Below are 26,636 nucleotides of genomic sequence, written 5' to 3'. Positions count from 1 at the left end.
ACAACATGGTAAAACCTCCAAAATCTAGATTCACTCATATTTTAACAAAAAAAGCGTGTCGATGAAGCCACTTATTGTGACTTTGTCGACACGCTGAGGTGCTCCTAAAAAGGAGCACCTTTTCTAATACACGGCCTCTTCCGTCTCCGCATCGAAAAAGACAACGTGGTCCATTTTCACTGACAGCTGGATCGAATCGCCTGCGGCGATTCGCGTGTTTCCATCAAGGCGGACTGTGAGCCGCTCGTCCCCAGCCGTGACATGCACAATCAGCTCCGACCCCAGATTTTCACTCACTTCCACCTTCGCTTTAAACACTGAATCATCAAACAGCTGATCATTTTCAGCCATTTGTGTGATATGCTCCGGCCGGACGCCGGCAATTATCTGCTCTCCGGCATATCCCTTTTCTTTAAGCCGCTTGGCTTTTTCTTCAGGAATATGAAGCCGGATCCAAGGGTTTGCAAAAAACAGCTCGCCATGCTGCTCTTCAATGGCGCCCTTCAGAACGTTCATTCCGGGGGAGCCGATAAAGCCTGCGACAAACAAATTTGCCGGGTGATGATAAATGTCATGAGGTTTCGCTACTTGCTGGATTTCCCCTTCATTCATTACAACAATCCGATCGCCCATTGTCATCGCTTCGGTCTGGTCATGCGTGACATAAATAATGGTCGCCTCTAAACGCTGGTGCAGCTTGCTGATTTCTGTCCGCATCGTCACTCTCAGCTTCGCATCCAGATTAGAAAGCGGCTCGTCCATTAAAAAGACCTTCGGTTCCCTCACAATTGATCTGCCAAGCGCCACCCTTTGCCGCTGCCCGCCAGAGAGCGCCTTCGGTTTTCTCTTCAGCAAATGCTCAATCTCTAGAATTCTGGCTGCCGCATGAACCCGCTCAGCAATTTCCTCTTTCGGCATCTTTCTGAGCTTTAGTCCAAACGCCATATTATCAAAAACCGTCATATGAGGATAAAGCGCATAGTTTTGGAATACCATCGCAATATCACGTTCTTTCGGCGGGAGATCATTGACCCGTTCCCCATCGATGAGGAGGTTTCCTTCAGAGATGCTTTCCAGCCCCGCCACCATACGCAGCGTTGTCGATTTTCCGCATCCTGACGGCCCCACCAGCACCAAAAGCTCCTTATCCTTTACATCTAAATCAAAGTCCTTCACCGTTAATTGTGAGTGATATGATTTTTTGACATGTTCAAATGTTAATGCAGCCATCAGAAATTCCTCCTATCTTTTGATCTGTTATCTCGCCACTGGAAACAACTTGGTCTTTCTGTTATTTTTAAAGTAATCGATTCCTATTTTTGCTATATTTCTAAAATAAAAAATGTAAATTTGTATTATAACGTCATAATACATTATACTATGAATAATAGGTTAAAAGGAGGCTACCCCTTGTTAAACAACGGAAGTTCTACACCTTTATACATTCAGCTAAAACAAATCATCACTCATGACATTAAAAAAGGCGTGTATTCCCCAGCCGCCAAGCTGCCGACCGAAAACGAGCTTTGCAGCAAGTATAATGTCAGCCGCATTACGGTCAGGAAAGCCATTCTTGATTTAGTCGAAGAAGGCTATCTGATCAGGCAGCAGGGAAAAGGAACGTTCGTTAAAAGCCCTAAATTAAAACGAGAGCTGATCGCAGTAAACGGCTACTCAGAATTTATGGAATCAACCGGCAAAAAACCGAAGCATCAAGTGCTGTCCCATGAGATCATTCCGGCGGCAAAACCCATTGCCGAGAAGCTTCAAATCGATCCTGAGTGCCCTGTCGTTGAATTAAAACGGATTTTATATAATGATGATCAGCCGCTCTCCTTTGAAGTGACGCATTATCCGCTGGATTTGTTTCCCGGCATTGATGCCTTTATTGCTGACGGCGTATCCATGCATGATATTTTGAAACAGCAATACCAAGTTGTTCCCGCCCACAATACAAAGCTACTAAATGTTGTGTATGCCCAGCAGGAGGAAAGCAAATACCTGGATTGCGATATCGGGGATGCGCTGTTTGAAATCGATAAAACGGCTTTTACATCAAACGACCAGCCAATCTACTGCTCACTGTTTCTGATGCACACGAACCGTGTCACTTTTACCATCAACAGCCCCTACACATAACCGGCATAAAAAACGAGACACTGCTTATAGTATTCTCGTTTTTTCACTGCTTCCCCCATCCTCCAAGCGAAAAGGATGGCCATAACCAAAAGCCCCGTACACGCCGCATGTTTTTGCAGCCGTTTCCGCCGCTTTGCACAAAGCATGCATGATGTCCTGCTTCTCGCAAAAAGCAGTCAAGAAACCCGCTATAAATGAATCTCCCGCTCCAAGTGTGTCTATTATATCAGTTTCGACAATCGGCTGATGATAGATTCGGTCACCCGCAGACAGGATCGCTCCTTTGCCCCCGCGGGTCATACATACGATTTTCGCTCCATACATATGAGCTTTTTCAGCAAGCTCGCCACACTCTGACTCACTCAAATCGCTTCCCGAAAAAAACGCATACGTCACATAAGGACAGACCTTGCTCAAATAGTTATCCTCCCGATTGGTTGAAAAATCAAAGGAGACCGGGATCAGGCCGCACAGCTGCGGAAGATCGTTCTCAAGTCTGCTGTACACACTGGTATGCAGCAGATCATGCCCGCTGATAAAGGCCAGATCTTTCTCCTGAAATACCAGACGAAGCCGGGACTGAATGCCGCCTTTATTTGACCTGACAAAAATACGGTCCCCCTGTTCATCAAGGGTGACAATCGCCATTCCGTTCTCTCCGTGCGCCTGGCGGATATAATCCGCATTGACCTTCTCCAATTTCAGTACATTCAAAAGATGAGCCGCGGCTTCGTCATCGCCGACGATTCCGATATAGGAAGCCTCGTGCCCGAGCCGTTTGGCAAGCACAGCGACGTTTAAGGCATTTCCTCCCGGGTAGAACGTGTCTTGGTCCTGATAGTAATCAACAACGTTATCTCCAATGGCAATCAATTTCATTGTGCTTCCTCCTTTATCCTTTAACACTTCCGCTTGCAATCCCGCGGACAAAATATTTCTGCATCAATAAAAATAGAATCATAATCGGCGCAGCTGAAATCGTTAATCCCGCCAGCAGGACGCCCCAGTCTGTCTGCAGTGCGTCTCTGAACTGCATCAGCCCGGCTGGAATGGTCCGCAAATTCTCATCATCGATGAAAATAATCGCAAACATAAACTCATTCCACGTATGGTAAGCCGTCAAAATGCCGGATGTCACCAAAATGGGCACGCTCATTGGTAAGAAAATTCTGAAAAACACTCCAAAACTCGTACACCCATCTAAATAAGCCGCCTCCTCCAATTCTTTTGAAATAGAGAGAAAATAAGAGCGGATCAAAATGATGGTGAACGGGATCCGGTAAGCCGCATACGGCAGGATTAACGCCCAATACGTATTGTAAAGGCCCAGCGACTGAATAATAGAATAAAGCGGCACAAGACTGACCTGCGGCGTCAGCATCAAACCGCCAAGACAAAGCACCAAAAAGAATCCTTTTCCTTTAAACTCAAACCGGGAAAGGCCGTACGCCGCCCATGCACTGATAAAGACAGTGATTACACACGTCAGCGCCGTGACAATGACACTGTTCATAAAATAAGAAGAAATCCCCTGATTCCAGGCGGACACAAAATTTTCCGGATGCCACGAAGACGGCAGTGACCAGCTATGTTCATAAATATCGTCCGAGTCTTTAAAGGCGCTCATCACCATCCATAGGAGCGGATAGGCAATCGCAATTAGATAAAGAAACAGAAAAACCCACACAGACGTTTCTCCGATGTACCATTTTCGTCTAGGGTTTCTTTTCATCTCAATGTGCCGGTCAGGCACAGGCTCCAATCTAAACGAATCTGTTTTCTTCTGAGGCAGCATCTGTTATTCCTCCTTTCCGGTCTTAAAGAACTTCATTTGCATGAGCGACAGTGCGAGCGTAATGATTAACACAACGGTGGCAATCGCTGAGGCATAGCCCATCATATCCTTTGTAAAGGCGCTTTTATATAAAAACGTGCTTAAAACTTCTGACGCGTTTCCCGGTCCGCCGCCTGTCAATATGTACGGTTCATTAAATACCGTAAAGGCGCCGGTCAGCGTCATGACCACCGCAACAAAAGACATTTCTTTCGTCTGGGGAACGGTAATATGAAAAAACTGCTGAATTTTCCCCGCGCCGTCAAGACGGGCCGCTTCATACAGTTCATCCGGTATTTTTTGAATCGACACAATATACAGCATGGCAATATAACCGACCGACTGCCATTGAGACACAAAAATAACAGAAAGCATAGCCGTGCTGTCCTCCCCGAGCCAGGCTCTCGTCAGCTGATCAAGACCGACCGCCTGAAGCAACTGATTCAAAAGCCCCGTCTCAGGGTTGTAAATAAAATCAAACAAAAGCGCGATCACCGTCATTGAGATGACAACCGGCAAAAAGAAAACAGTACGAAAAAACGGCGACCATTTTCTGACCAGCTTATCCTCAAGCACCGCTGCCAAAATTAAACCGCCAAATACCTGGCATACAATGGAGATCACTGCGTAAAGCACATTATTGGTAAGTGCCTGGTAGAAGACAGGATCATGAAATAATTCAACATAGTTTTTCAAACCGATAAACGTTTTTTCCGGAGAAAAAGAGCTCCATTGAAACAGGCTGAGGAAGACATTCTCAAAAATCGGGATATAAACGAAAAGTAAAAAAACGAGAGCGGGCACCAAGAACAAATAGGGGATTATTTTATTCTGATTGACCAAGGATATCTCATCTCCTTTATAAAAAGAAAAGGTGCGAAGCTTCACCTTTTCTTTTGATTTATTCAGCTGACGCCCTTACTTGCTTCGCTGCTTTTTGAACAGCTTTCATCACCTGCTCCGGTGTCATGTCGCCGCCAAGCATTTGCTGGACGCTCGTTAAGTACGCATCTGAGATTTCAACATCAACATCCATATCGAACCATGGCACCATTGATTTGGCATCAACAATTTGCTGAACCGCTTCACGCTGAATGGCTGTAGAATTTTCTTTGGTAGCCGTTCCATGCACCGCACTGTATTTCCCAACATCCTTGACGAGCTTTTCCCCCATTTTTTTCGACGTCAGAAACTGCAAAAATTCCATCGCTTCCTTCGGATGTTTTGTTTGTGAGGCAATCATGAACCCTTCCGGTGATCCCGTTAACGCTTCTGATGATCCCTTTTGCCCGCTGATTTCAGGGAATGGGAACATCACCAGATTCACCGGTTCAACAAGCTTGATTTCTGCTGTCTCTGCATATATCATCGCCGACTTTCCGCTCTTAAATTGCTGTCTTACATATTCGTGGTCGACGGAGTTTACATGTTTATTGAAGTAAGGCATCAGCTCCTGAAGCTTTTCAAGTGCTTTTACATAGCCTTCATTAGTAAATTCACCCGTTTTGGCGTTATAGTCCTTATCTCGTGTTTTTTCATCGACCATCCGCTGATTGAGCGTGCCGATATAGTGCGAGATTGTCCAAGTCGCCTTCGTGCCGAAGCTGATTGGTGTATAGCCATTTTCTTTCAGCTTCTTTGACACATCGATGAATTCATCCCATGTCTTCGGAGGATCAAGGTTCAGCTTTTTAAAAATGTCTTTATTATAGAAGAATGATTTAGCGTCCATTTGCCATGGCACGCCATATTGCTTGTTTTCATAAGTAAACGGTGTAACTTGCGATTGAACGAGCTGTGATGACCAGTCTGAATCGTTTTTGTAGTAGGACGAAAGATCAAGTGCCTTATTGCCTCTGATGAATTTAAAGGCAAATTCGTCACTCCAAGAGAAGTAAATGTCAGGAGGGCTGGTGGTTCCCAGCATGACCTTAATTTTATCTTTATAGGAGTCATTCAAAACGGCTTCAATTTGAATGTCGATATCGGGATGTTCTTTTTCAAATTCTTTGACAACCTCTTCAAAATAACTTCTTTCCGGCTCCTTCGGCCATCTATGGAAAAATTTCAATGTCACCTTTCCGTCCGTTGAACTGCTCTGGCTCGAACAGCCCGCAATGGTGAGCATACTGACAGCTGCAATAATCAAAAGCAACAACATTTTCTTCAAAGGGTTGGCCTCCTCTGGACATTAGACTATAATGTTATATAACATTATAGTCTAATGCATAATGGTTCCTCAGTTTCAGATCAATACTCAACTTTCCACATGTATCTTCTATGAGATAAAGGATGATGTCTCGCCTCTGCCAGCGCGTCCGCATAGCTTCTCAGCACACGGTTGAGAACGAGCGGAGCAAGGTAGCCTTTAACTGAATCGTCAATTGCAGTGAAGTCGTAAGATGCGGCATCAAGCACTGTGAGCTTTTTGCCATACTTTTTAGAGAAGGTAAGCGCCCGCTCTTCAAGAGGCCTTGTTTCATCTAAACCGAGCAGGATGATAAACGGCACGGATTCATCAATAATTTCAAACGGTCCGTGAAAATATTCTCCGGCATGAATGGCGTGGGAATGAATCCATTGCATTTCCATGAGAATGCAGATGCTGTAGGAGTAAGCGACACCGTAGTTTGCACCGCTTGCCATTGTATAGATAATGCTTTCTTTTTCATGAGCTTTTGCGAATTGCTGTGCGTAGTCAGCTTCTTGCTTAAGGGCTTCTTCATACACAGCCTGCAATTGATCTAAACCTTCAATTGCTTGTTCAAACTTTGTATTGTTTTCTAATACTTGCAGGGTGCCGAAAACGATTTGATACAGAACGCCATAGTTCGTATTGATCGCAAGCGCCTCATCACCCCAATCGTACTGGGCAACATATTGCGCTTCCTGCGCTAAAGGAGACTCTGGTTTATACGTCATCGCAATCGTAAGTGCGCCCTTTCCCCTCGCAAACGCAGCAGCTTTGACTGTTTCCGGGGTATTTCCCGAATGCGAGCACAAAATAACAAGAGACTTTTCACCAAGCTGAACAGGGTTGCGCTGAATAAATTCGTTGGAGCTGTAAAGGTCGGAGTTGATTGATTTTGACTCTCTGTCAAACACATATTTACTCGGATACATAATGGCCGAAGACCCTCCGCATGCGACAAAGAATACATGGTCAATGGTTTTCCCTTTCAAATCCTGCAAGAAAGCTTGAACCTCACGATTTACTTTTGCTGTGGCCTGACTCAAATCCTTCACTCCTCATTTTTATTATATAACGTTATATAACATTATATATTGTTATATTAAAGTCCAGAGCTAGGATTGTCAACATTATTTTCTGAAATTTCTCAATAATCTACTCAAAATCTATCTGCGGAAAATGCCCAAATCAAAAGCCAGAGCTTAACATAAGCTCTGGCCTCGCTGTTCAATCCGCGGATTGACGTCTTATTTAAAAAATGCCTTGTCTATATTGTACTTCGATTGCTGTGTATTGATGATATATGTTTCGTATATTTCTCTTTCCATTGGATCTTCGACTACACATACTTCAATTTTATATACTTCGTCCCTGTGATGTTTGATCGGTGAGACAGTGTCTTCAAAATGCTTCTTAATTCTTTGTCTTAACTTTCTAGCTTTACCGACAAACAGAAGCTCGTCATGAATGTTATAAAACATGAAGATGCCGCCTTTATCCCTTGGTATCTGGTGAAAGTCGATGAATCCGTATATCGCCTTTATTTTCGGCTCGTTATCATTAGCTGACTGCTGTCGTTCGGTGATGGTGACATTCGGTGCAGGTATATCAATTTTTATCAAAATCAGTTCACGTCCTCTTTATCATTAAAGGTAAATGCTAACACAGACAGAAAAGAAAAGCTAGAACAGCTTTATTATATTTGTTTGTTATGCTTTTACTTATTATGCAACGCTCCGGCTAGATCGTAAGGGCTAAGGTCAATTTCTGTCTGGTTTCCGAGAACTAGCTTTGCGAGCTCTGAACCCAAGAACGGCCCCATCGTTAATCCCGAGGCGCCTAAACCGTTAGCGGCAAAAAGGCCTTGAACATCCGGTACAGCGCCAACAACCGGCAGAAATCCAGGTGTAAACGGCCTGAAGCCCACTCTTGTTTCAATAGCAGCAGCATCAGCAAGACCCGGGGCTGACGCTAGCGCTTTACTCAATACTTCGTGCTGTCCTCCGGCTGTCACACGCAGATCATCAAGATCGACATCGTTTTCGTGTGTGGCGCCAGCTATAATTCTGCCGTTATCAAACGAAAGAATGTACTGATCGTTCGGCGGCATCACAACCGTCCACGATCCTGTATCCGTTTCCGTCATCTCAAAATGCATAATCTGCGCTTTCTGAAAGGACACTTGAAAATGAATGCCAAGAGGTTTCATGACCTCATTGGCCCAAGCCCCCGCTGTCACAATTACCGCGTCAGCCGTAAACTGCTGTGTGTCTGTTTGGACGCCGGTGACCGTTCCATTTTCAAAAAGCAGGGACGCATTTCCTTTGATAATCTTTGCGCCGTATTTCTCTGCAGCGCTTAAAAGCGAGCGGCACAGCGCTCTTCCGTTCACACGAGCGGCACCGCTGATATGAACTGCTTCATAGCCATCAGCTAAAATCGGAAACAGCTTTTTCGTTTCACTTGCGGACAAGCGGGTAATGTCGCCGATCTCCGGCGCATCCTCCCGTCTCTTATACGCCCGTTCCTCCATCTTATCAAGCTTTGACGCATCAGTATGAATGCTGATGGCACCGACACGCTTATATCCTGTATCCGTTTCTCCGTCTTCTTCCAACTGATGGATTAAATCCGTATAGTACCGTGCTCCTCCCTTAGCAAGCTGATACCAATCCTGATTGCGGCGCTGCGAAAGCCAAGGACAGACGATCCCTGCCGCTGCATCAGTCGCTTGTCCCGGCTCTTTTCGATCAATGACAGTAACTCGAGCGCCTGATTTTGCGAGATGGTAAGCCGTCGACGCACCAAGAATTCCTGCACCGACGATGATGTACGATTTCATATGCAAACACCTTTTCTATTATAATGTCTATTCATTTTACCAAATAGAATGCTTTCCTTCGACCTTTAGCCCTAATGTGGAAAAACCGCGAAGTTCGTCCAATCTCTTCACTCTCCTATCGAATAACCTGTAACTATCAATAGAGAAAGGATGATACCATGAGCGAAAATCGTCATGAAAGAGAAGAAAACAAAGATCGTGATGCGGCAGTTGCGAGAGTTCAAAACAGCGGCAATTCGAAAGTGGTAGTCAACGTGAACACAGATCAGAATCAGGCACAGGCTCAGACACAAGACGGGGATGAGTAATGAACGAAAATATTATTCCTATTAACAGACATACTCAAGAGATGCCTAACAATGGATCTATGGTCGAAAACAGCGGCAACTCAGAGGTCCATATCGATATCCACATTGATACAATGCCGATCGCCTTTGCCATTTTATGCTCTGCATTAGCCGCAAAACAAATGTCAAAAGAGGAATTTGACACAGCTTATACTCGTTTACAGGAGATGAACAGGGAACATAACAGCAATACATCTATAAAACAAATCATCAATCAGGAGATCGAAGAGTAAGAAACCGCGGCCCCTCGGCCAGCGGTTTTTTTTGCATACAAAAAGGACGCAACTGAAAACCAGTCACGTCCTTTTTTATGAAAAATTAACCGATTGAACCTTCCATTTCGAACTTAATCAAGCGGTTCATTTCAACTGCGTATTCCATTGGAAGCTCTTTTGTGAATGGCTCGATGAAGCCCATTACGATCATTTCAGTTGCTTCTTCTTCGGAAATACCGCGGCTCATCAAGTAGAAGAGCTGCTCTTCAGATACTTTAGACACTTTCGCTTCGTGCTCCAATGAAATGTTATCATTTAAGATTTCATTGTAAGGAATGGTGTCTGACGTTGATTTGTTATCCATAATGAGCGTATCACACTCGATGTTAGAACGGGCGCCTTCCGCTTTGCGTCCGAAGTGGACGATTCCGCGGTACGTTACTTTTCCGCCTTGTTTTGAAATCGATTTTGACACGATTGTGGATGATGTGTTTGGTGCAAGGTGAATCATTTTTGCACCCGCATCCTGATGCTGGCCTTTACCCGCAAGAGCGATAGAAAGCGTCATACCGCGCGCGCCTTCGCCTTTTAGGATACAAGCCGGATATTTCATTGTCAGTTTAGAACCGATGTTGCCATCGATCCATTCCATTGTTGCGTTTTCTTCACAGACTGTACGCTTCGTTACTAGGTTGTAAACGTTGTTCGCCCAGTTTTGGATCGTTGTATAACGGCAGTAGCCGCCTTTTTTCACGATGATCTCAACAACCGCACTGTGAAGTGAGTTTGTTGTGTAAACAGGTGCAGTACAGCCTTCAACATAATGAACGCTTGCTTCTTCGTCAACGATGATCAGCGTACGTTCGAACTGACCCATGTTTTCAGAGTTGATACGGAAGTAAGCTTGAAGCGGTGTTTCAACCTTCACGCCTTTAGGCACATAGATGAAAGATCCGCCGGACCAAACAGCTGAGTTAAGCGCCGCAAACTTGTTGTCAGTCGGCGGGATCACTTTTGCCCAGTGCTCACGGAAAATATCTTCATTCTCTTTCAGCGCGCTGTCAGTGTCTTTAAAGACGATGCCTTGCGCTTCAAGATCTTCTTTCATGTTGTGGTATACAACCTCAGATTCGTACTGAGCAGAAACACCCGCAAGGTATTTTTGTTCAGCTTCAGGAATCCCGAGCTTGTCGAATGTTTGCTTAATTTCTTCAGGAACTTCATCCCAAGAACGCTCTGAACGCTCAGACGGTTTTACGTAATACGTAATTTCGTCAAAGTTCAGTGAGTTTAAATCTCCGCCCCATTGAGGCATCGGCATGTTGTAGAAATGCTCAAGTGATTTCAAGCGGAAATCAAGCATCCATTGAGGCTCTTCTTTCATGCGAGAAATTTCTTCTACGATTTCTTTTGTCAATCCGCGCTCTGAACGGAAAATGGAAACGTCCTTGTCGTGAAAACCATACTTGTATTCACCAATATCAGGCATTTTTTTAGCCATCCATTTTCACTCCAATCCTTTTAATTGCCGCCTTCTTCTTTTGCGACTCCTTTTTCAAGTGCTTTCCATGACAGGGTTGCACATTTAATACGAGCCGGGAATTTTGAAACGCCTTGAAGGGCTTCAATGTCCCCGAGATCTATAGAATCATCATATTCATTCCCTTGCATCATATCCGAGAAAATCTTAGACATGGAAAGGGCTGTTTCAATATCTTTCCCTTTAATCGCCTGAGTCATCATCGAAGCGGATGCCATTGAAATGGAACAGCCTTCCCCTTCAAATTTCGCATCTTCCACGATGTCTCCATCAAGCTTCATTGTCAGTCTGATTCGGTCACCGCATGTCGGATTGTTCATATCCACGACAATGCTGTCATTCAAAACCCCTTTGTTGCGCGGGTTTTTGTAATGATCCATAATCACCTGTCTGTACAATGTATCTAAGTTTGCATTAAAAGACATTTGTAAAATACTCCTTTGTCTTTTGAAGAGCTTCCACAAGCTTATCAATCTCTTCCTCTGTATTATACAGATAAAAGCTTGCTCTTGCAGTAGCAGTTACATCCAGCCATTTCATCAACGGCTGCGCGCAATGATGGCCGGCTCTCACAGCGATCCCTTCCGCATCAAGTACGGTTGCCACATCGTGAGGATGAACATCATCAAGATTGAATGTGACAAGTCCGGCACGCTCTTCCGGTCCATAAACTGTTACGCCGTCCAGCTGGCTGAAGCGTTCAAGTGCATATGTTGCAAGTTTGTGCTCGTGGCGGGAGATTTCATCAAGACCGATTTCTTCGAGAAAATCAATTGCGGCACCGAGACCAATTGCTCCTGCAATAATCGGCGTACCCGCTTCGAATTTCCAAGGAAGCTCTTTCCAAGTTGATTCATAAAGCCCGACAAAGTCGATCATTTCACCGCCGAATTCGGCAGGCTCCATGTTTTCCAGCAGGGCTTTCTTTCCGTACAGCACACCAATTCCGGTAGGGCCGCACATTTTATGGGAAGAAAGCGCAAAGAAGTCGCAATCGAGATCCTGCACGTCAATTTTCATGTGAGGCGTGCTTTGCGCACCGTCCACCACAATAACAGCCCCATTGTCATGAGCGATTTTCGCCATGTCTTTAATCGGGTTGATCGTGCCAAGGACATTAGATACATGAGACACTGCAACAATTTTTGTGTTGCTTGTGACCGTTTCTCTGACGTCTTCTAAAGAAATCGTTCCGTCTTCCTGCAGCGGAATATATTTTAATGTGGCCCCAGTTGCTTTTACAGCCTGCTGCCACGGAATGATATTCGCATGATGCTCCATGTAGGTAATGACCACTTCATCACCAGGTTTCAGGTTGGCGCGCGCATAGCTTAACGCCACCATATTCAGTGATGTGGTCGTGCCTTTTGTGAAAATAATCTCAGCCATTGACTTCGCGTTAATAAACTTGCGGACTTTTTCACGCGCTCCTTCATAACCGTCTGTCGCTCTGGTTCCAAGTGTATGGACGCCCCGGTGAACATTGGAATTGTATTGGTTATAATACTTATCCAATGTTTCAATAACAGCACGCGGCTTCTGAGAAGTCGCCGCGCTGTCGAGATAAACGAGATCATGTCCGTTCACTTGCTGATGAAGGATCGGGAACTGTTCACGAATATCTGTGATATTCATTACTTCACTTTCCTTTCGATAACAGAAACCAATTGTTTCTTAACGCCTTCAATCGGAAGTTCGTTTACTACCGGCGCAAGGAATCCGTAGATGACTAAGCGTTCTGCTTCTTCTTTCGCAATTCCGCGGCTCATCAGGTAGTAAAGCTGAATCGGATCCACACGGCCGACAGATGCCGCATGTCCTGCAGTTACATCGTCTTCGTCAATTAATAGAATAGGGTTTGCATCTCCGCGTGCTTTTTCACTAAGCATCAGCACACGTGATTCTTGTTCCGCATTCGCTTTAGAAGCCCCATGTTCGATTTTGCCGATTCCGTTAAAGATAGAAGAAGCGGAATCCTTCATCACACCGTGCTTCAAGATATATCCTTCTGAAGCTTTACCGAAATGGATGATTTGTGTTGTGAAGTTCTCTGTTTGCTCTCCTCTTCCGACAACAACTGTTTTCGTATCGCCGTATGTGCCGTCACCATAGAGGTTTGTTGTGTTTTCGGAAATCGTGTCGCCATCGTTCATCAGGCCGAGTGCCCACTCGATTTTGCTGTCGCGTCCGCGAGCAGCACCGCGGCGGTTAACATATGTTGTCACACCGCTAGACAGATTATCCACCGCACCGTATGTCACGCTGGCATTATCACCTGTGATGACCTCACTGATAATATTGAAGACAGCGTCTTTCGGGTTTACAGTGCTGATGTAGTTTTCTACATACGTTACAGAACTGTGGTCTTCGGCCACAATCAGTACGTGGTTGAAGAGAGCCGTATCATTGCTTTCGTGGACATAAACAGCCTGAACCGGCGTCTCCACCTGAACATTTTTCGGAACATAAAGGAATGCTCCTCCGTTAACAAGAGCCGCGTGAAGTGCAGTTAATTTGTGCTCGTCAACCTTCACGCCGTCCTTCATAAAGTATTTCTCCACCAAGTCGCTGTGCTCGCGTGCGGCAGTCAGAATATCAGTGAAGATGACGCCTTTGTCTTTCAATTCTTGAGAAAGAGAAAGATATGCCGGCGTCTGGTCACGCTGTACGTATAATGTTTTATCTTCGTTTTCAACATCGATCAGCGCTTTTGCTTCATCAGTTAAATCTTCCAATGAAGAAAGCGGTTCGTTATCAACTGTATGCTTCGAGAAATTCGTGAAGTTCCAGTTTGTGATTTTTGTTTTATCAGGCTTCGGCATCGGCAGATCCTCAGCTTGTTCAAGAGCCTGTAAGCGCAGGTCTTTCAGCCAGGCAGGTTCTTGATGCTTTTCGGAAAAGCTTTTGAGATACTCCTGATCTACGGATAGTTTTGTACCTAGTGTCATGTTAATCCCCCTAACGCTTACGCTTCTTGGTCTACAGTTTCGTCTTCAATGCCAAGTTCTTGTTTGATCCAGTCATAGCCTTCTGCTTCAAGACGCTGTGCAAGCTCTGCACCGCCGGATTTTACAACGCGGCCTTGCATCATAACGTGAACAACATCTGGAGTGATGTAGTTTAACAGGCGCTGATAGTGAGTGATCATCAGGCAGCCGAAGTTTTCACTGCGCATTTTGTTGATTCCTTTAGATACAACTTTCAGTGCATCAATATCAAGACCTGAGTCGATTTCATCAAGGATGGCGATTTTCGGTTCAATCATCATTAATTGAAGGATCTCGTTGCGTTTTTTCTCCCCGCCTGAGAAACCTTCGTTAAGGTAGCGCTGAGCCATTTCAGGGTCCATTTCAAGGAACTCCATGTTTTCGTCCATTTTGCGGATGAATTTCATAAGAGAAATTTCATCGCCTTCTTCTCTGCGCGAGTTGATTGCTGAGCGAAGGAAGTCAGCATTTGTCACACCGCTGATTTCACTTGGGTACTGCATCGCAAGGAATAAACCTGCCTGCGCCCGCTCGTCCACTTCCATCTCCAGTACATCTTTGCCGTCAAGCGTGATGCTGCCTTTTGTTACTTCATATTTAGGATGCCCCATAATAGCAGCTGATAAAGTGGATTTACCAGTTCCGTTCGGTCCCATTACAGCGTGGAACTCTCCGCCTTTTATTTCAAGGTTTACACCCTTTAAGATCTCTTTCCCTTCGATTTCAACGTGAAGATCTTTGATCGTTAATGTTGAAGCAGCCATATCTATACCTCCAAAAATATATAATCATTATTCTCATTTTATTCTCATTCTAATTTTATAACAAATGAAAAGTAAATACAACTTTTTATCGTGCCTCGCACATTCATCAAGTTTAACAAAGATCAGCACTTTATTAAAGCGATTGAAAAAGAAAAAGAGTGGATTCCCACCCTTTTTTAAAAGATTGATTTTCTCAATAAGCTCCCGCAGAAATCCGCTTGCTCTTTTCATAATCAAGCTCTCTCTGCCGCTCTACTTTCATTCTTGTTTCCAGCCGGCGTCCGTATTCCTCGTATCCAATTCCATGAGACAGCTGCATCGCTTTTTCCATTTCTGACGTATAATCGAGGTCCAGTCTATCCTGGCTGCTACAAATAATGAATCAATCCTTTCATATATTTGCTTCTATTGTATCAGCGCTGCAGGTGATGCCGCAAAAAGGATATGGCTTGAAATAACGGCACATGAGACGAAAGCATCCTTTTAGATCAAATGAGTATGGTTTTTCGGAATATTCCTTCTCTTAATGCGTGGTGCTTCCGAATTCCTCTATACACTGCTGGACGACTGTCACGCCTTGGCTAAGAGCCGCGCCGCCTCCAAATACCGCTGCCACACTAACGGCTTCGAGAATGTTTTCTTCTGTCGCTCCCTCATCAAGACAGCCTTTTGTGTGATAGATCATGCAATATTCATCCTGGGCATTGATGGCGATTCCGAGGGCGATCAACTGTTTTTCTCTTTCAGTCAGAGAATTGCCGGCAAAGCATTGTTCAGTAAACTCGTTAAACTTTCTTCCCATCAGCGGCATTTTTTGTTCAAATGTGCCTAAACCTAATTTATATTGTTTTAGCGCGTCCTGCATGCTTCCTCTGTCTTGATTCAAAGAAAATCCCTCCATCTGTTTAACATTCCTTTTTATTATGAACAGCTTTTAGGAAAATACCCGAAAAAAACCCCGGATTTCTCATCCGGGGTTTCAGTCTTATTCAGATACAGGAAGCACAGCTCCGTCGTATTTTTTCTCGATGAAGTCTTTGATCTCTTTAGAATGAAGAACTTCCATCAGCGCTTTGATTTTTGCAGAATCTTCTTCGCCTTTTCTTACCGCAATGATGTTAGCGTATGGGTTGTTTTTCGTGGATTCTACTTCAATCGCGTCTTTTTTAGGATTTAATTTATTTTGGATCGCATAGTTTACATTGATGAAGACCGCGTCTCCTTCTTTGTTATCATATGCTTTTGCCGTTAATTCAGGCGCTACTTTCTTGAATTCAAGGTTTTTCGGGTTTTTCTTAATGTCTTTCAATGTTGCGTCAACTGTTTCCACTTTAGAATCAAGTGTGATTAATCCTGCGTTTTCAAGCATTGCAAGCATACGGCCTTGTTCAGCGACGTTGTTTGTCAGGATAATTGTCGCACCGTTTGGAAGGTCCTTCAGTGATTTGTATTTTTTAGAGTAAATACCGAATGGCTCTAAGTGAACAGCTCCAGCATTCACAAGTTTGTAATCTGTGTTTTCTTTCATTTCTTGCTCAAGGTAAGGAATGTGCTGGAAGAAGTTCGCATCCACTTCTTTATCAGCTAAAGCTTTGTTGTACATCTTGTAATCACTAAGCACTTTCACTTTCAGCGTGTAGCCTTTTTCTTTTAACAATGGTTCAGCTTCTTTTAAAATTTCCGCGTGCGGTGTTTTTGTCGCTGCAACCACAATTTCTTTCTTGCCGGATTCAGCGCCGTTATTTGAACCGCAGGCAGCCATAACCCCTGCAAATACAAGCAGTAATGCACCCAAAAATAGCTTTTTCAATGTAAATCCTCCCTTATCGTTTGTCTATCATATTTGTGATTACATCACCAATGATTTGAATAATAAAGACGATGATTAAAATAAACACAGTGGCAACGAAGGTAACATCAGCATTATTAGACTGATATCCTTCTACGTACGCAAGGTTTCCAAGGCCGCCTGAACCGATGGCTCCGGCAATTGCCGTTGAGCCAATCAAAGCAATGGCCGTAACCGTGATGCCAGAAATAAGAGCCGGCATAGACTCCGGAAGCAGAACTTTAAAAATAATCGTAGACGTCTTAGCGCCCATTGATTTAGCGGCTTCAATAACACCTTTATCCACCTCGCGCAATGCGATTTCTGCAAGACGCGCGTAAAACGGTGCCGAGCCGATCACCAGCGCGGGCAATGCAGCGTTTGGCCCTAAGATCGTACCGACTAAGAACTTCGTAAACCCTAACAGCAAAATAATTAAAATAAGGAATGGAATCGATCTGAATATGTTGACAACGGCCGCAATCACAGAGTTGACCGCTTTATTTTGCCAAAGGCTCCCTTTGCTTGTCAGGAAGAGCAGCAAGCCGAGGATCACCCCGATGACAAAAGCAAACAGTAAAGAAATCAGCGTCATATAAAGTGTTTCATATGTCGCGTTCCATAACTCAGTTAAATCAACGTTCGGGAAGTATTTTTCAAACATTCGTGATCACCTCTGCTTTTACCTGTTTATCATTAATGAACCGGATCACGTTTTGCACTTCTTCCTCGTCTCCATCAATATGGATGAACAGGGAACCGTAAGCGCCATCCTTCGTCTGCGAGATTTTCCCTTGCAGAATATTGACGCTGACATTGAAGTTTCTGATCATCTCTGTAATCAGAGGCTGTTCAGCCGAATCACCGACAAATGTGAGCTGCACCGTTTTTCCTGATGCTGTTTCATCTAGAAGGTGCTGAAGCGTTTCTTTCGTTTCTTCCGGCTCTGTCACCTGCTGAACAAATCGTTTTGTCATGTCTTCCTTCGGATTTTTGAAGACATCAAGAACTTCGCCTTCTTCCACAACCTTTCCGTTTTCCATGACAGCGACTCTGTTGCAGATTTTGCGGATGACGTGCATTTCGTGTGTGATCAGCACAATCGTCAAACCGAGTCTTTCATTAATATCGGACAAAAGATCCAAGATTGAATCGGTTGTTTGCGGATCTAAAGCTGATGTCGCTTCATCACAAAGGAGAACCTTCGGATTGTTTGCGAGCGCTCTGGCGATTCCGACCCTCTGCTTTTGTCCACCGCTCAGCTGAGACGGGTAAGATTTCTCTTTTCCTTCTAAACCTACCAGTTTAATCAGTTCATTGGCACGCTTGATCCGCTCGCTTTTTTTCACCCCGGCAATTTCTAAAGGAAACATGATGTTATCTCTGACAGTTCGCGACCAGAGCAAATTGAAGTGCTGGAAAATCATACTGATGTCATGGCGCGCTTTTCTTAAATCGCGTCCGTTTACTTCATTAATCTTCGTTCCCGCCACTTCCACGGTGCCTGAGGTTGGTTTCTCAAGTCCGTTCAGCAGACGGATTAAGGAACTTTTACCAGCTCCGCTATATCCTATAATTCCAAAAATCTCACCTTTTTTAATAGAAAGCGAGACATTTTGGACAGCATTGACATCTCCGTGTTTCGACTTATAAACTTTTGAAACATCTTGAAGATTGATCAAAGCAATCACCTGCCTTAACACTATTCTAAGAAATCTTCCGGGTTTTTCTGCAAAAGAAAAGCCTTTCTGCACACTTGAGCAGAAAGGCTTATATAAAATGCCTTTCTCTCATCTTTCAAAGCTGAACGCTTCGTGTGAATTGGCACCATTTCAACAGCGTTGATGGTTGCCGGGCTTCATAGGGCACTTCCCTCCACCTCTCTTGATAAGAGAAATATATAGTCTTTTTCGTCCGGAAATTCTTAATGTAGAATAGCATGGCGCATGATTACATGTCAATAAAATAAATGATGTCAACTTTTACTATTATAATAATTTCATATTTTTTAATTCTTTAAAATTCTCTGAAAAAAACCGTTTGTCAGCCAGAGAATGGCTTCTAGTTTTAACAGGGCTCTGAATGACCCCTTCACTTTCAGGCTTCCGCTCTGAATCAGGTATTGAAGGGAAATGTCTCCGTGCAATAAATGAATGATTTCTGCTTGGTTTCCGTAAAAGGTCAGGTTGGACGTTTGGGGCGAAGAAATTTTTTTCATTTCTCCCTGTTCGTTTATTGAGACGGTTAAGGCTTCTGTTTCTCCTTGGAAGGTAATAAGCAATGTTGAAGCGTTCAAAAGGGGTTTTAAAAACAGATGCTGATACTCATCTTCTAAAACTTCCGCTTTCTCCATATGTACAACCTCCTATTTGTTGGTCATACATACACATTTCTCTTTTTGGCGCACGAACCCCTTTATAAAACGAACGACAATTTCATTGGATTGGACAGAGAAATATGTCATAAATGGGATGCGGAAGATGATTTTTGTTTAATCAGCTCATATAAATAAGAAACAGAATGAAAAGCATATCCTCTTTCAACCACTTTTCCGCCTTTAAACAGCAGAAAACAAGGAACGCTTTCAATTTGATACGCTTTTGCGAATGTCGGAGAGTAATTGACATTGTTTTTATAGAAGGCGACATCAGGCAGCATTTCTTTCACCACTGTCAGCATTTTGCTTGCAAGATGGCAGGTGCCGCAAAACGGAGTATATAAATAAAGGAGATACACATCATCAGCAATGTGCTCAAGCTCATGTTCTTGGAGTTCTTTCATGCTATACACCTCGGGATTTTCTTTCAAGAAAGATAGTATGGACATGTAAATTCGCGCGCAGCAATACAGAGGCAACATGGTGCCTGGGCGCAGCCGCTACTTCCTTATAGGCTCTGTCGATATATAGATGGCAGGCTTCGTTAAATTCTCTTTTCAGCTGTTTTCTTAATTTCTCGCCTGATTCATCAGCATCAACTAATATATAGACGTCTTTATCGTAAAGTTCGTCAGCCAATTCCTCAAGCTTCAGCTGGCTGATTGTTCCGTTGGTGCAGATAATGCGCACTGGTTCATTCAGGACGCTTTCAATTTTCTCTTTATCTGTTTTCCCTTCGACAATCATAACCTTTTCCAGCTCATCCATCTTCATCTTCTTCACCTGCCGCGTCATAATTTGAAACGTTCAGATTGTAAAAGAAGGCAGTGAAATTCACCGCCAACATTAACACCAGCCGTTTTCGTAGTCACAATCCACGTATTTTTCGTCGTTTCCTGAGACCACATCAGCTGTCTTATAAAATTTCTCATTTTCAAAGGAATAACCGGACTTAAGCTCATATTCATTCATGCTTATCATTTGGCCGATCATCTCATTTTCATGATATAACGAGAGCCGGCCATTTTGAAAGCGGCCTGTCACATCATTGGTGACATCGAGCTTTTGTTTGCTGAAAGCCATATTGGACACCTCCCATAACGTTAGCGTGTCCAATTGCCTTTGCAGCTATCCTGTTTTAGTCTTCTTGTGTCATCTCTTCGTACTGCTCTGGTGTCATCAGTTCTTCAATTTCAGAAGCGTCAGACGGCTCCACGACGATCATCCATGCTTTTTCGTACGGAGATTCGTTGACGAATTCCGGACTGTCATCAAGATCTTCGTTTACTTCCACAACAGTTCCGTTAATCGGTGCATAAAGCTCAGATACCGTTTTAACGGATTCAACGCTGCCGAATGGCTCGTCCGCTTTGATTTTAGCGCCAACTTCAGGAAGTTCGACAAACACGATGTCGCCTAGCTCAGACTGGGCAAAATGCGTAATTCCGATTCTGGCTTTTTCTCCTTCAACTTTTACCCACTCGTGTTCTCCTGAGTAACGCAAATCTTTAGGTATGCTCAATTGAATCCCTCCATTTTTTACAGCACTACAATAAGAAGATAACATACTTTTCAAAAAAAAATTACATTAAGCCCAGTTTTCTTCAAATTGGTCTTCTTTAAATCCGACTGTCACTTTTTCGCCGTCTGTTGTAAGCGGGCGTTTAATCAGCATACCGTCTGAAGCCAGCAGTTCAAGCTGCTCGTCCTCCGACATGTGATACAGCTTTTCCTTGAGATTCAGCTCGCGGTATTTCATGCCGCTCGTGTTGAAAAATTTCTTGAGATCCAGCCCGCTTTTTTCATAAAGCGCTTTGAGTTCTTCTTTGCTTGGAGGCTGCTCTGCAATATGTATTTCGTTTATTTCTTTCCCATGCCCTTCAAGCCATTTCTTTGCTTTGCGGCACGTTCCGCATTTAGGGTACCAGTAAAAAGTTAACGACATCTTCTTCCCCCTCAATAAAATAATCGAGGTTATTTTAACACAGTTTGTTTTAAAAACCTAAAACAGTGCTTGTTAAAAAAAGCTCCGCGCATGCGGAGCTCTCAGGCAATCAGACAATATATTTTTCAGCCTCAAAAACGCCCGCTGCCGCTTCGCGTTTTTTCTGAATGACGTTTTTAGGTGTGACACGCGTGAGCTTGCGCAGAGCGGAAAGCATCATGCGAAGCGAATCTCCTTCTTCCATTGCGATGAGGGATTCCTTCGCGTGCGCTTCAATTTCGTTAAAGGCTTCTTGAACGAAAATTTCAGTATACAGCACCTTTTGCGCCGCTTTTTCTGCGCCTTGCGCGGCAATGGCCTTTTCCGTTCTGAGCACGGCTGATTCCATTGCGTACACATTGCTGACGATATCCGCGACGTTGACGAGGATTTCTTGTTCGCGATCGATGGCTTTTCCGTATTTTTGCGCAGCGAGACCGGCAGCGAACAGCGCGATTTTTTTGGCTTGCTTGACGATATATTTCTCCTGCTCTAATACGCCGCTGCCAGGCTCTTCTGGCATAAGCATCATGAGTTCTTCCTGCAGCGACTGTGCTTTTTCAAATAGAGGCAGTTCGCCTTTGAGCGCTTTTTTCAGAAAGGTGCTTGGCACGATTAACCGGTTGATTTCGTTTGTGCCTTCAAAAATCCGATTGATCCTTGAATCCCTATAGGCTCTTTCTACTTCGTACTCCTGCATAAAACCGTAGCCTCCATGGATCTGCACGCCTTCATCTACGATATAATCAAGCGTTTCAGAGCCAAATACCTTATTCAGAGAGCATTCGATGGCATATTCGGCAATTGACTTGACAATTTGCCGGCCGTCCTTAAGATCTTCGGCAGTAAACTGGCTCATATTGTCTTCAAACAGCCCAACAGTTCTGTACACAGAGCTTTCCATCGCGTACAGCCTTGATGCCATTGTCGCAATTTTTTCCTGGGTCAGCGAAAAGCTAGCAATCGGGGTTTTAAATTGGCGCCGCTGATTTGCGTATGCCGCAGACAGCTCGATTACCCGCTTAGATGCACCGATTGTGCCAACCGCCAGCTTGTAGCGGCCGATGTTTAAAATATTAAAGGCGATATGATGCCCTTTGCCGATTTCTCCAAGTAGGTTTTCTTTTGGCACTTCAGCCTGGTCTAAAATGAGCGTTCTTGTCGATGATCCTTTGATTCCCATTTTCTTTTCTTCCGGACCCGTGGATACACCAGGGAAATCTTTTTCTACAATAAAAGCCGAGAACTTGTCGCCATCCACTTTAGCGTAAACGACAAATACATCAGCAAAGGCAGAGTTGGTAATCCACTGTTTTTCCCCGGTTAACACGTAATGCGTTCCTGCTTCATTCAGCACGGCTATTGTTTTTGCCCCAAGCGCATCAGATCCAGAACCAGGCTCAGTCAGTGCATAGGCAGCGATCTTTTCGCCTGAAGCGAGTCCCGGCAAATATGTTTTCTTTTGTTCTTCTGATCCGAAAAAGACGATCGGTAAGGAGCCGATGCCGACATGCGCGCCATAAGAAAGTGAAAAGCTTCCCGCAAGCGAAAATTTTTCAGTGATGAGTGCCGAGCTGATTTTATCAAGGCCTAGCCCTCCGTATTCCTCAGGCACATCAGCGCCAAGCAGCCCAAGTTCGCCTGCTTTCTTCAACAGCCTGACGGAATGCTCGAATTGATGGTTTTCGATAGCATCTATATGAGGAAGAACATCCTGCTCAATGTAGTCCTCTGTTGTTTTCGCGATCATTTTATGCTCGTCAGTGAAATCCTCCGGTGTATACATTTGATCGTATGTGACATCCTCGATTAAGAAACCGCCGCCCTTTTGTACTTCAGCCGTTTTTTTTGCCATTTGTTTTTCCCCCTTTAGCATAATTCAAATACACCGGCCGCTCCCATCCCGCCGCCGATACACATTGTGACGACTCCAAATTGCTCGTTTCTCCGTTTCATTTCATGAATCAGTGAGAGTGTAAGCTTTGTACCCGTACAACCAAGCGGATGACCAAGCGCAATTGCGCCCCCGTTGACATTCACTTTTTCTTCATCAATTCCCAGTTCCCTTATCACTTGAATGGCCTGTGATGCAAAAGCTTCGTTCAGTTCAAACAAGCCGATGTCCTGCAATTGTAGCCCGGCAAGCTTCAAGGCACGCGGAATGGCTTCCACCGGTCCGATGCCCATCACTTCCGGCGGCACACCGCCTACTGCAAAGGAGCGGAATTTCACAAGCGGCGCCAAGCCCAGTGCATCAGCTTTTTCCCGGTCCATCATCATAACTGCCGCCGCTCCGTCACTCGTCTGCGAGGAATTGCCCGCAGTAACCGTTCCGTCAATGGAAAAAGCCGGGCGCAATGTCGCTAAGATGTCTGTCGTCGTTTGCGGACGCACACCTTCATCCTGAGAAAACACAAACGTTTTTTCCTGAGGCCTATGGTTTTCTCCGATTTCTGTCACGGTCACTTCAACTGGAACAATCTCATCTTTAAATTTTCCCTCTGCAAGGGCTTTGGCCGCGTTCTGGTGGCTGCGAACAGCAAACGCATCCTGATCCTCGCGGGAGACACCGAATTTTTTCGCGACCTGCTCAGCCGTGTGGCCCATGCTCATATAATATTCCGGCGCCATCTCCGCCAATGCGAGGTTCGGACGGGTCACATGCCCCATCATCGGAACCTGCGACATGGATTCTGCTCCGCCGGCGACCGCTGTATCGTAGGCGCCAAGCATAATTTTTTCTGCCGCATATGCGATGGACTGAAGGCCTGAAGAGCAGTAGCGATTGACTGTAATTGCCGGAACCGTATACGGAAGTCCCGCAAGCGCGCCAATATTTCTCGCCATATTTAGTCCCTGTTCCGCTTCAGGTGTTGCACAGCCGATAATCAAATCGTCAATATTGCCTTCGTAGCCGCCTGCCCGTTTCAGTGTTTCTTTTACACAAATCGCTCCCAAATCATCCGGACGAACGGTGGCCAGTGATCCTTTTTTTGCTTTCCCAACCGGAGTTCTTGCACCTGATACAATGACTGCCTCTTTCATAAGCTCCCTCCTAATTCCGTAAAGGTTTACCTTTCACAAGCATGTGCTGCATTCTCGCTTGAGATTTCGCCTCTCCTGCCAAACTCAAAAACGCTTCTCTCTCGATCTCTAATAAATACGCTTCATCGACCTCTGTACCGAACGGCACTTTTCCGCCGGCAATAACATAAGCAAGTTTTTTCGCGATTTTGAAATCATGCTCTGATATATAGCCGGACAGTTTCATTTGCTCAGCGCCAAGCAAGAGTGCCGCATAACCGGTTTCTCCCGCCACCTTGACCTTTTCTTTTACAGGCGGCCGCCAGCCGGTATCGTATAAAGATGCAGCCAGCTGCTTTGCATCGTACAGCAGGTGGTCCTGATTCACGCTAATGTGATCGGTTTCTTTTAAGATGTTCATCTCACGAGCCTCTTGGGCGGAAGTGGACACTTTCGCCATTGCAATCGTTTCAAATGTTTTTATTGCGGCATTCATTGGATCAAGACCGCGGCGAAGATGGTTGATGTACAGCTCTTTGTTTCCTCCTCCGCCAGGGATGAGGCCGACGCCGGACTCCACAAGCCCCATATAGGCTTCGCTTGCTGCTTGAATACGCGCCGCCGGCAGGCACACTTCCGTTCCGCCGCCGAGCGTCATTCCAAACGGTGCGGCGACAACCGGTTTCGCGCTGTATTTGATGTTCATCATCGTCTCTTGAAAGCGACGTATCACGAAATCCACTTCCAGAAAATTATCATCTTGGACTTCCATTAAGATCATGGCGAGATTTGCGCCGACGCAGAAATTTTTTCCATGGTTGCCGATGACAAGGCCTTTGTAGTTCCGCTCTGTTTCTTCTAACGCTTTGTTGATCATTTGAATGATATCGAGGCCGATCGCATTGCTTTTCGAATGGAATTCCAGAAGGGCCACATCATCTCCAATGTCAATCAAGCTAGCTCCGCTGTTTTTCGCAATCACGCCGTTTGTTTCCTTGGTCGCTTGTAAATGAATCCGTTTTTTGTTTTCTTTCACGGCTCTGTATTCGCCGCGGTCATAATAAAATACTGTTCCGTTCTCTTTGATGTAGAAGGTATCATTTCCTTTGTCCAGCATGTCTTTGATCCAGCCAGGAATATCTGCTCCAAGCTGCTTAAACTTTTCTGCCGACTGCCTGAGGCCGATCGCATCCCACATTTCAAACGGGCCCAGCTCCCACCCGAATCCCCACTTCATGGCTTGGTCAATCGCATGAATATCATCGGCAATCTCACCAAGCAGTTCGGCTGAGTAAAGCAGGGTTTGCGATGTGATATTCCACAGCAATCTGCCGGCTCTGTCCTCCGAATAAATAAGCGCTTTCATTTTCGCTTTTGTCCCTTTTGCCTGTTTTGCCGCTTCAAGTGCCGGTGATTTCATTTTTGTCCGCTCGCCGTAAGTAAGCGTCACTGGATCAAGCTCATAAATCGTTTTTCCTTCTTTTTTATAAAAGCCTTGGCCTGCCTTGCTTCCAATCCATCCTTTTTCCAGCATATCGTTCATGAAAACTGGCAGGCGGAACACTTCTTTCTCGTCTCCATCCGCTTTGTCATACACATTTCGGGCGACGTGGGCAAATGTATCGAGTCCGACAACATCAAGCGTTCTGAAGGTCGCGCTTTTCGGTCTGCCAATGAGCGGGCCCGTGATCGAATCGACTTCCCCGACCTGATAACCGTCTTTCAGCATTTCTTGGACTGTGACGAGAAGCCCATATGTTCCGATGCGATTTGCGATAAAGTTCGGTGTGTCCTTTGCTGTAACAACGCCTTTGCCGAGGACATTTTCACCGAAGGCTGTCATAAACTTTAATATATCAGGGGCCGTTTCCTTAATCGGAATGATCTCCAGCAGCTTTAAATAGCGGGCGGGATTAAAAAAGTGCGTTCCAAGAAAATGGGCTTTAAAATCATCCGACCGGCCTTCTGCCATTTCCTGCACTGATATGCCGGAGGTGTTGCTTGAGACAATGCTTCCAGGCTTCCGGTGTTCATCCACAAGTGCGAAAATTTGCTTTTTAACTTCAAGGTTTTCGACAACGACTTCAATAATCCAATCTGCTTCTTTGAGCTTTGTGGCATCATCCTCCAGATTGCCTGATGTGATATAGGAGGTATTTTTTGCTGATGTGAGGGGAGCGGGCTTTTGCTTCAGCAGTTTTTTCACCGCCTGCCGGCTCAGCCTGCTGCGCACCTCCGGACTGTCCTTCGTCAGCCCTCTTTTTTCCTCTTCCTTTGTCAAATCGTTCGGCACAATATCAAGCAGCAGAACAGGAATTCCGATGTTAGCCAGATGCGCCGCAATCCCGGAACCCATGACCCCCGATCCTATAACGGCTGCCTTCCGAATGTGTTTGTGCATGAGATATCCCCCTTGAACATTGAATGAATAGTCATTCATTTTTTGACCAAAAAAAATGAAACTCGTTTCTTCTTTCATCTTAAAAGATTTCCGGTCCGACTTCAATAGCGAATTTGTTATTTTTTTGTATGAAGCTTATAAAAGACGGGCAACTTAAGCCCGG

The 26,636-nt window shown here is 44.8% G+C and carries 30 protein-coding genes and 1 riboswitch; of the genes, 3 read left to right on the top strand and 27 right to left on the bottom strand.

Annotation, left to right across the window (positions count from 1 at the left end; all coding sequences use genetic code 11):
- Nucleotides 1-123: 123 nt before the first annotated feature.
- Nucleotides 124-1,230: a sn-glycerol-3-phosphate ABC transporter ATP-binding protein UgpC gene (locus tag MOF34_RS03155; RefSeq protein WP_268398493.1), complete on the bottom strand. Its 1,107-nt coding sequence runs from the start codon at nucleotides 1,228-1,230 to the stop codon at nucleotides 124-126.
- Between the two features lie 180 nt (nucleotides 1,231-1,410).
- On the opposite strand from MOF34_RS03155, the gene frlR reads away from it, so the two are divergent.
- Entirely contained in the window at nucleotides 1,411-2,139 is a 729-nt protein-coding gene (gene frlR, locus MOF34_RS03150) for a transcriptional regulator FrlR (protein WP_268398492.1), read from the top strand.
- A 24-nt stretch (nucleotides 2,140-2,163) separates the two neighbouring features.
- Here the strand turns inward: frlR and MOF34_RS03145 are convergent, their stop codons facing one another.
- The 7 genes from MOF34_RS03145 to MOF34_RS03115 form a co-directional block, all read right to left on the bottom strand.
- Nucleotides 2,164-3,018 (bottom strand): fructoselysine 6-kinase, encoded by an 855-nt coding sequence (locus tag MOF34_RS03145; RefSeq protein ID WP_268398491.1) that lies wholly within the window; start codon nucleotides 3,016-3,018, stop codon nucleotides 2,164-2,166.
- 13 nt (nucleotides 3,019-3,031) lie between these two features.
- Nucleotides 3,032-3,934 (bottom strand): carbohydrate ABC transporter permease, encoded by a 903-nt coding sequence (locus tag MOF34_RS03140; protein ID WP_019715638.1) that lies wholly within the window; start codon nucleotides 3,932-3,934, stop codon nucleotides 3,032-3,034.
- Between the two features lie 3 nt (nucleotides 3,935-3,937).
- On the bottom strand, nucleotides 3,938-4,816 hold the full coding sequence (locus MOF34_RS03135; RefSeq protein WP_003222831.1) for a carbohydrate ABC transporter permease: 879 nt from the start codon (nucleotides 4,814-4,816) through the stop codon (nucleotides 3,938-3,940).
- Nucleotides 4,817-4,874: 58 nt separating this feature from the next.
- Nucleotides 4,875-6,143: an ABC transporter substrate-binding protein gene (locus MOF34_RS03130; RefSeq protein WP_268398490.1), complete on the bottom strand. Its 1,269-nt coding sequence runs from the start codon at nucleotides 6,141-6,143 to the stop codon at nucleotides 4,875-4,877.
- Nucleotides 6,144-6,223: 80 nt separating this feature from the next.
- Nucleotides 6,224-7,210, bottom strand: a complete 987-nt coding sequence (gene frlB, locus MOF34_RS03125) for a fructosamine deglycase FrlB (RefSeq protein WP_268398488.1) — start codon at nucleotides 7,208-7,210, stop codon at nucleotides 6,224-6,226.
- A gap of 201 nt (nucleotides 7,211-7,411) precedes the next feature.
- On the bottom strand, nucleotides 7,412-7,786 hold the full coding sequence (locus tag MOF34_RS03120; RefSeq protein WP_268398486.1) for a nucleotide excision repair endonuclease: 375 nt from the start codon (nucleotides 7,784-7,786) through the stop codon (nucleotides 7,412-7,414).
- Between the two features lie 95 nt (nucleotides 7,787-7,881).
- On the bottom strand, nucleotides 7,882-9,006 hold the full coding sequence (locus MOF34_RS03115; protein WP_268398484.1) for an NAD(P)/FAD-dependent oxidoreductase: 1,125 nt from the start codon (nucleotides 9,004-9,006) through the stop codon (nucleotides 7,882-7,884).
- 158 nt (nucleotides 9,007-9,164) lie between these two features.
- Between MOF34_RS03115 and MOF34_RS03110 the strand changes: the two genes are divergently transcribed.
- Both MOF34_RS03110 and MOF34_RS03105 read left to right on the top strand, forming a co-directional pair.
- The gene (locus MOF34_RS03110) at nucleotides 9,165-9,314 is read left to right on the top strand and encodes a hypothetical protein (RefSeq protein ID WP_019715643.1); all 150 of its coding nucleotides are present in this window, start codon (nucleotides 9,165-9,167) and stop codon (nucleotides 9,312-9,314) included.
- Nucleotides 9,314-9,586, top strand: coding sequence for a hypothetical protein (locus MOF34_RS03105; RefSeq protein ID WP_268398483.1), 273 nt, complete (start codon nucleotides 9,314-9,316; stop codon nucleotides 9,584-9,586). The genes MOF34_RS03110 and MOF34_RS03105 overlap by 1 nt, the downstream gene beginning before the upstream one ends.
- An 85-nt stretch (nucleotides 9,587-9,671) precedes the next feature.
- On the opposite strand, the gene sufB is transcribed toward MOF34_RS03105, so the two are convergent.
- The 19 genes from sufB to MOF34_RS03010 all read right to left on the bottom strand — a co-directional run bounded on the left by sufB (nucleotide 9,672) and on the right by MOF34_RS03010 (nucleotide 26,473).
- Nucleotides 9,672-11,069, bottom strand: a complete 1,398-nt coding sequence (sufB, locus tag MOF34_RS03100; protein WP_003228608.1) for a Fe-S cluster assembly protein SufB — start codon at nucleotides 11,067-11,069, stop codon at nucleotides 9,672-9,674.
- A 20-nt stretch (nucleotides 11,070-11,089) separates the two neighbouring features.
- A complete protein-coding gene (gene sufU, locus MOF34_RS03095) occupies nucleotides 11,090-11,533 on the bottom strand; it encodes a Fe-S cluster assembly sulfur transfer protein SufU (RefSeq protein WP_019715645.1) in 444 nt (147 codons plus the stop codon).
- Nucleotides 11,523-12,743 carry a cysteine desulfurase SufS gene (sufS, locus tag MOF34_RS03090; protein WP_019715646.1) on the bottom strand — a complete coding sequence of 407 codons (1,221 nt, stop codon included), beginning with the start codon at nucleotides 12,741-12,743 and terminating at the stop codon, nucleotides 11,523-11,525. The genes sufU and sufS overlap by 11 nt, the downstream gene beginning before the upstream one ends.
- The gene (sufD, locus tag MOF34_RS03085) at nucleotides 12,743-14,056 is read right to left on the bottom strand and encodes a Fe-S cluster assembly protein SufD (protein ID WP_019715647.1); all 1,314 of its coding nucleotides are present in this window, start codon (nucleotides 14,054-14,056) and stop codon (nucleotides 12,743-12,745) included. Before sufD ends, sufS begins: the two co-directional genes overlap by 1 nt.
- A gap of 17 nt (nucleotides 14,057-14,073) precedes the next feature.
- Entirely contained in the window at nucleotides 14,074-14,859 is a 786-nt protein-coding gene (gene sufC, locus MOF34_RS03080; protein WP_019715648.1) for a Fe-S cluster assembly ATPase SufC, read from the bottom strand.
- 193 nt (nucleotides 14,860-15,052) lie between these two features.
- Nucleotides 15,053-15,190 carry a hypothetical protein gene (locus MOF34_RS03075; protein WP_003228600.1) on the bottom strand — a complete coding sequence of 46 codons (138 nt, stop codon included), beginning with the start codon at nucleotides 15,188-15,190 and terminating at the stop codon, nucleotides 15,053-15,055.
- A 192-nt stretch (nucleotides 15,191-15,382) separates the two neighbouring features.
- The gene (locus MOF34_RS03070; RefSeq protein ID WP_268398482.1) at nucleotides 15,383-15,760 is read right to left on the bottom strand and encodes a carboxymuconolactone decarboxylase family protein; all 378 of its coding nucleotides are present in this window, start codon (nucleotides 15,758-15,760) and stop codon (nucleotides 15,383-15,385) included.
- A gap of 84 nt (nucleotides 15,761-15,844) precedes the next feature.
- Nucleotides 15,845-16,669 (bottom strand): methionine ABC transporter substrate-binding lipoprotein MetQ, encoded by an 825-nt coding sequence (gene metQ / locus MOF34_RS03065; protein ID WP_268398481.1) that lies wholly within the window; start codon nucleotides 16,667-16,669, stop codon nucleotides 15,845-15,847.
- A gap of 13 nt (nucleotides 16,670-16,682) precedes the next feature.
- On the bottom strand, nucleotides 16,683-17,351 hold the full coding sequence (metP, locus tag MOF34_RS03060) for a methionine ABC transporter permease MetP (protein ID WP_019715651.1): 669 nt from the start codon (nucleotides 17,349-17,351) through the stop codon (nucleotides 16,683-16,685).
- Nucleotides 17,344-18,369 carry a methionine ABC transporter ATP-binding protein MetN gene (gene metN, locus MOF34_RS03055; RefSeq protein WP_268398480.1) on the bottom strand — a complete coding sequence of 342 codons (1,026 nt, stop codon included), beginning with the start codon at nucleotides 18,367-18,369 and terminating at the stop codon, nucleotides 17,344-17,346. Before metN ends, metP begins: the two co-directional genes overlap by 8 nt.
- A 105-nt stretch (nucleotides 18,370-18,474) precedes the next feature.
- Nucleotides 18,475-18,581, bottom strand: a riboswitch (SAM riboswitch).
- Between the two features lie 114 nt (nucleotides 18,582-18,695).
- Entirely contained in the window at nucleotides 18,696-19,040 is a 345-nt protein-coding gene (locus MOF34_RS03050) for an SCP2 sterol-binding domain-containing protein (RefSeq protein WP_019715653.1), read from the bottom strand.
- Nucleotides 19,041-19,147: 107 nt separating this feature from the next.
- On the bottom strand, nucleotides 19,148-19,468 hold the full coding sequence (locus tag MOF34_RS03045; RefSeq protein WP_268398478.1) for a thioredoxin family protein: 321 nt from the start codon (nucleotides 19,466-19,468) through the stop codon (nucleotides 19,148-19,150).
- Between the two features lies 1 nt (nucleotide 19,469).
- Complete coding sequence (locus tag MOF34_RS03040) at nucleotides 19,470-19,832, bottom strand: toprim domain-containing protein (protein WP_311766027.1); 363 nt, start codon at nucleotides 19,830-19,832, stop codon at nucleotides 19,470-19,472.
- 78 nt (nucleotides 19,833-19,910) lie between these two features.
- On the bottom strand, nucleotides 19,911-20,147 hold the full coding sequence (locus MOF34_RS03035) for a YusG family protein (RefSeq protein ID WP_019715654.1): 237 nt from the start codon (nucleotides 20,145-20,147) through the stop codon (nucleotides 19,911-19,913).
- Nucleotides 20,148-20,202: 55 nt separating this feature from the next.
- Nucleotides 20,203-20,586, bottom strand: a complete 384-nt coding sequence (gene gcvH / locus MOF34_RS03030; protein ID WP_268398475.1) for a glycine cleavage system protein GcvH — start codon at nucleotides 20,584-20,586, stop codon at nucleotides 20,203-20,205.
- 66 nt (nucleotides 20,587-20,652) lie between these two features.
- Entirely contained in the window at nucleotides 20,653-21,009 is a 357-nt protein-coding gene (locus tag MOF34_RS03025; RefSeq protein WP_268398474.1) for an arsenate reductase family protein, read from the bottom strand.
- 109 nt (nucleotides 21,010-21,118) lie between these two features.
- Entirely contained in the window at nucleotides 21,119-22,903 is a 1,785-nt protein-coding gene (gene fadE, locus MOF34_RS03020; protein WP_268398473.1) for an acyl-CoA dehydrogenase FadE, read from the bottom strand.
- A 14-nt stretch (nucleotides 22,904-22,917) separates the two neighbouring features.
- Nucleotides 22,918-24,093 carry an acetyl-CoA C-acetyltransferase gene (locus MOF34_RS03015; protein WP_268398471.1) on the bottom strand — a complete coding sequence of 392 codons (1,176 nt, stop codon included), beginning with the start codon at nucleotides 24,091-24,093 and terminating at the stop codon, nucleotides 22,918-22,920.
- 10 nt (nucleotides 24,094-24,103) lie between these two features.
- Complete coding sequence (locus MOF34_RS03010; RefSeq protein WP_268398470.1) at nucleotides 24,104-26,473, bottom strand: 3-hydroxyacyl-CoA dehydrogenase/enoyl-CoA hydratase family protein; 2,370 nt, start codon at nucleotides 26,471-26,473, stop codon at nucleotides 24,104-24,106.
- Nucleotides 26,474-26,636: the final 163 nt, after the last annotated feature.

This window comes from Bacillus sp. T17B1, assembly GCF_026796395.1.
GTDB classification, from domain to species: Bacteria; Bacillota; Bacilli; order Bacillales; family Bacillaceae; genus Bacillus; species Bacillus spizizenii_A.
The sequence above is the reverse complement of the archived record's forward strand: the minus strand, read 5'-3'. Positions and strand labels throughout refer to the sequence as shown.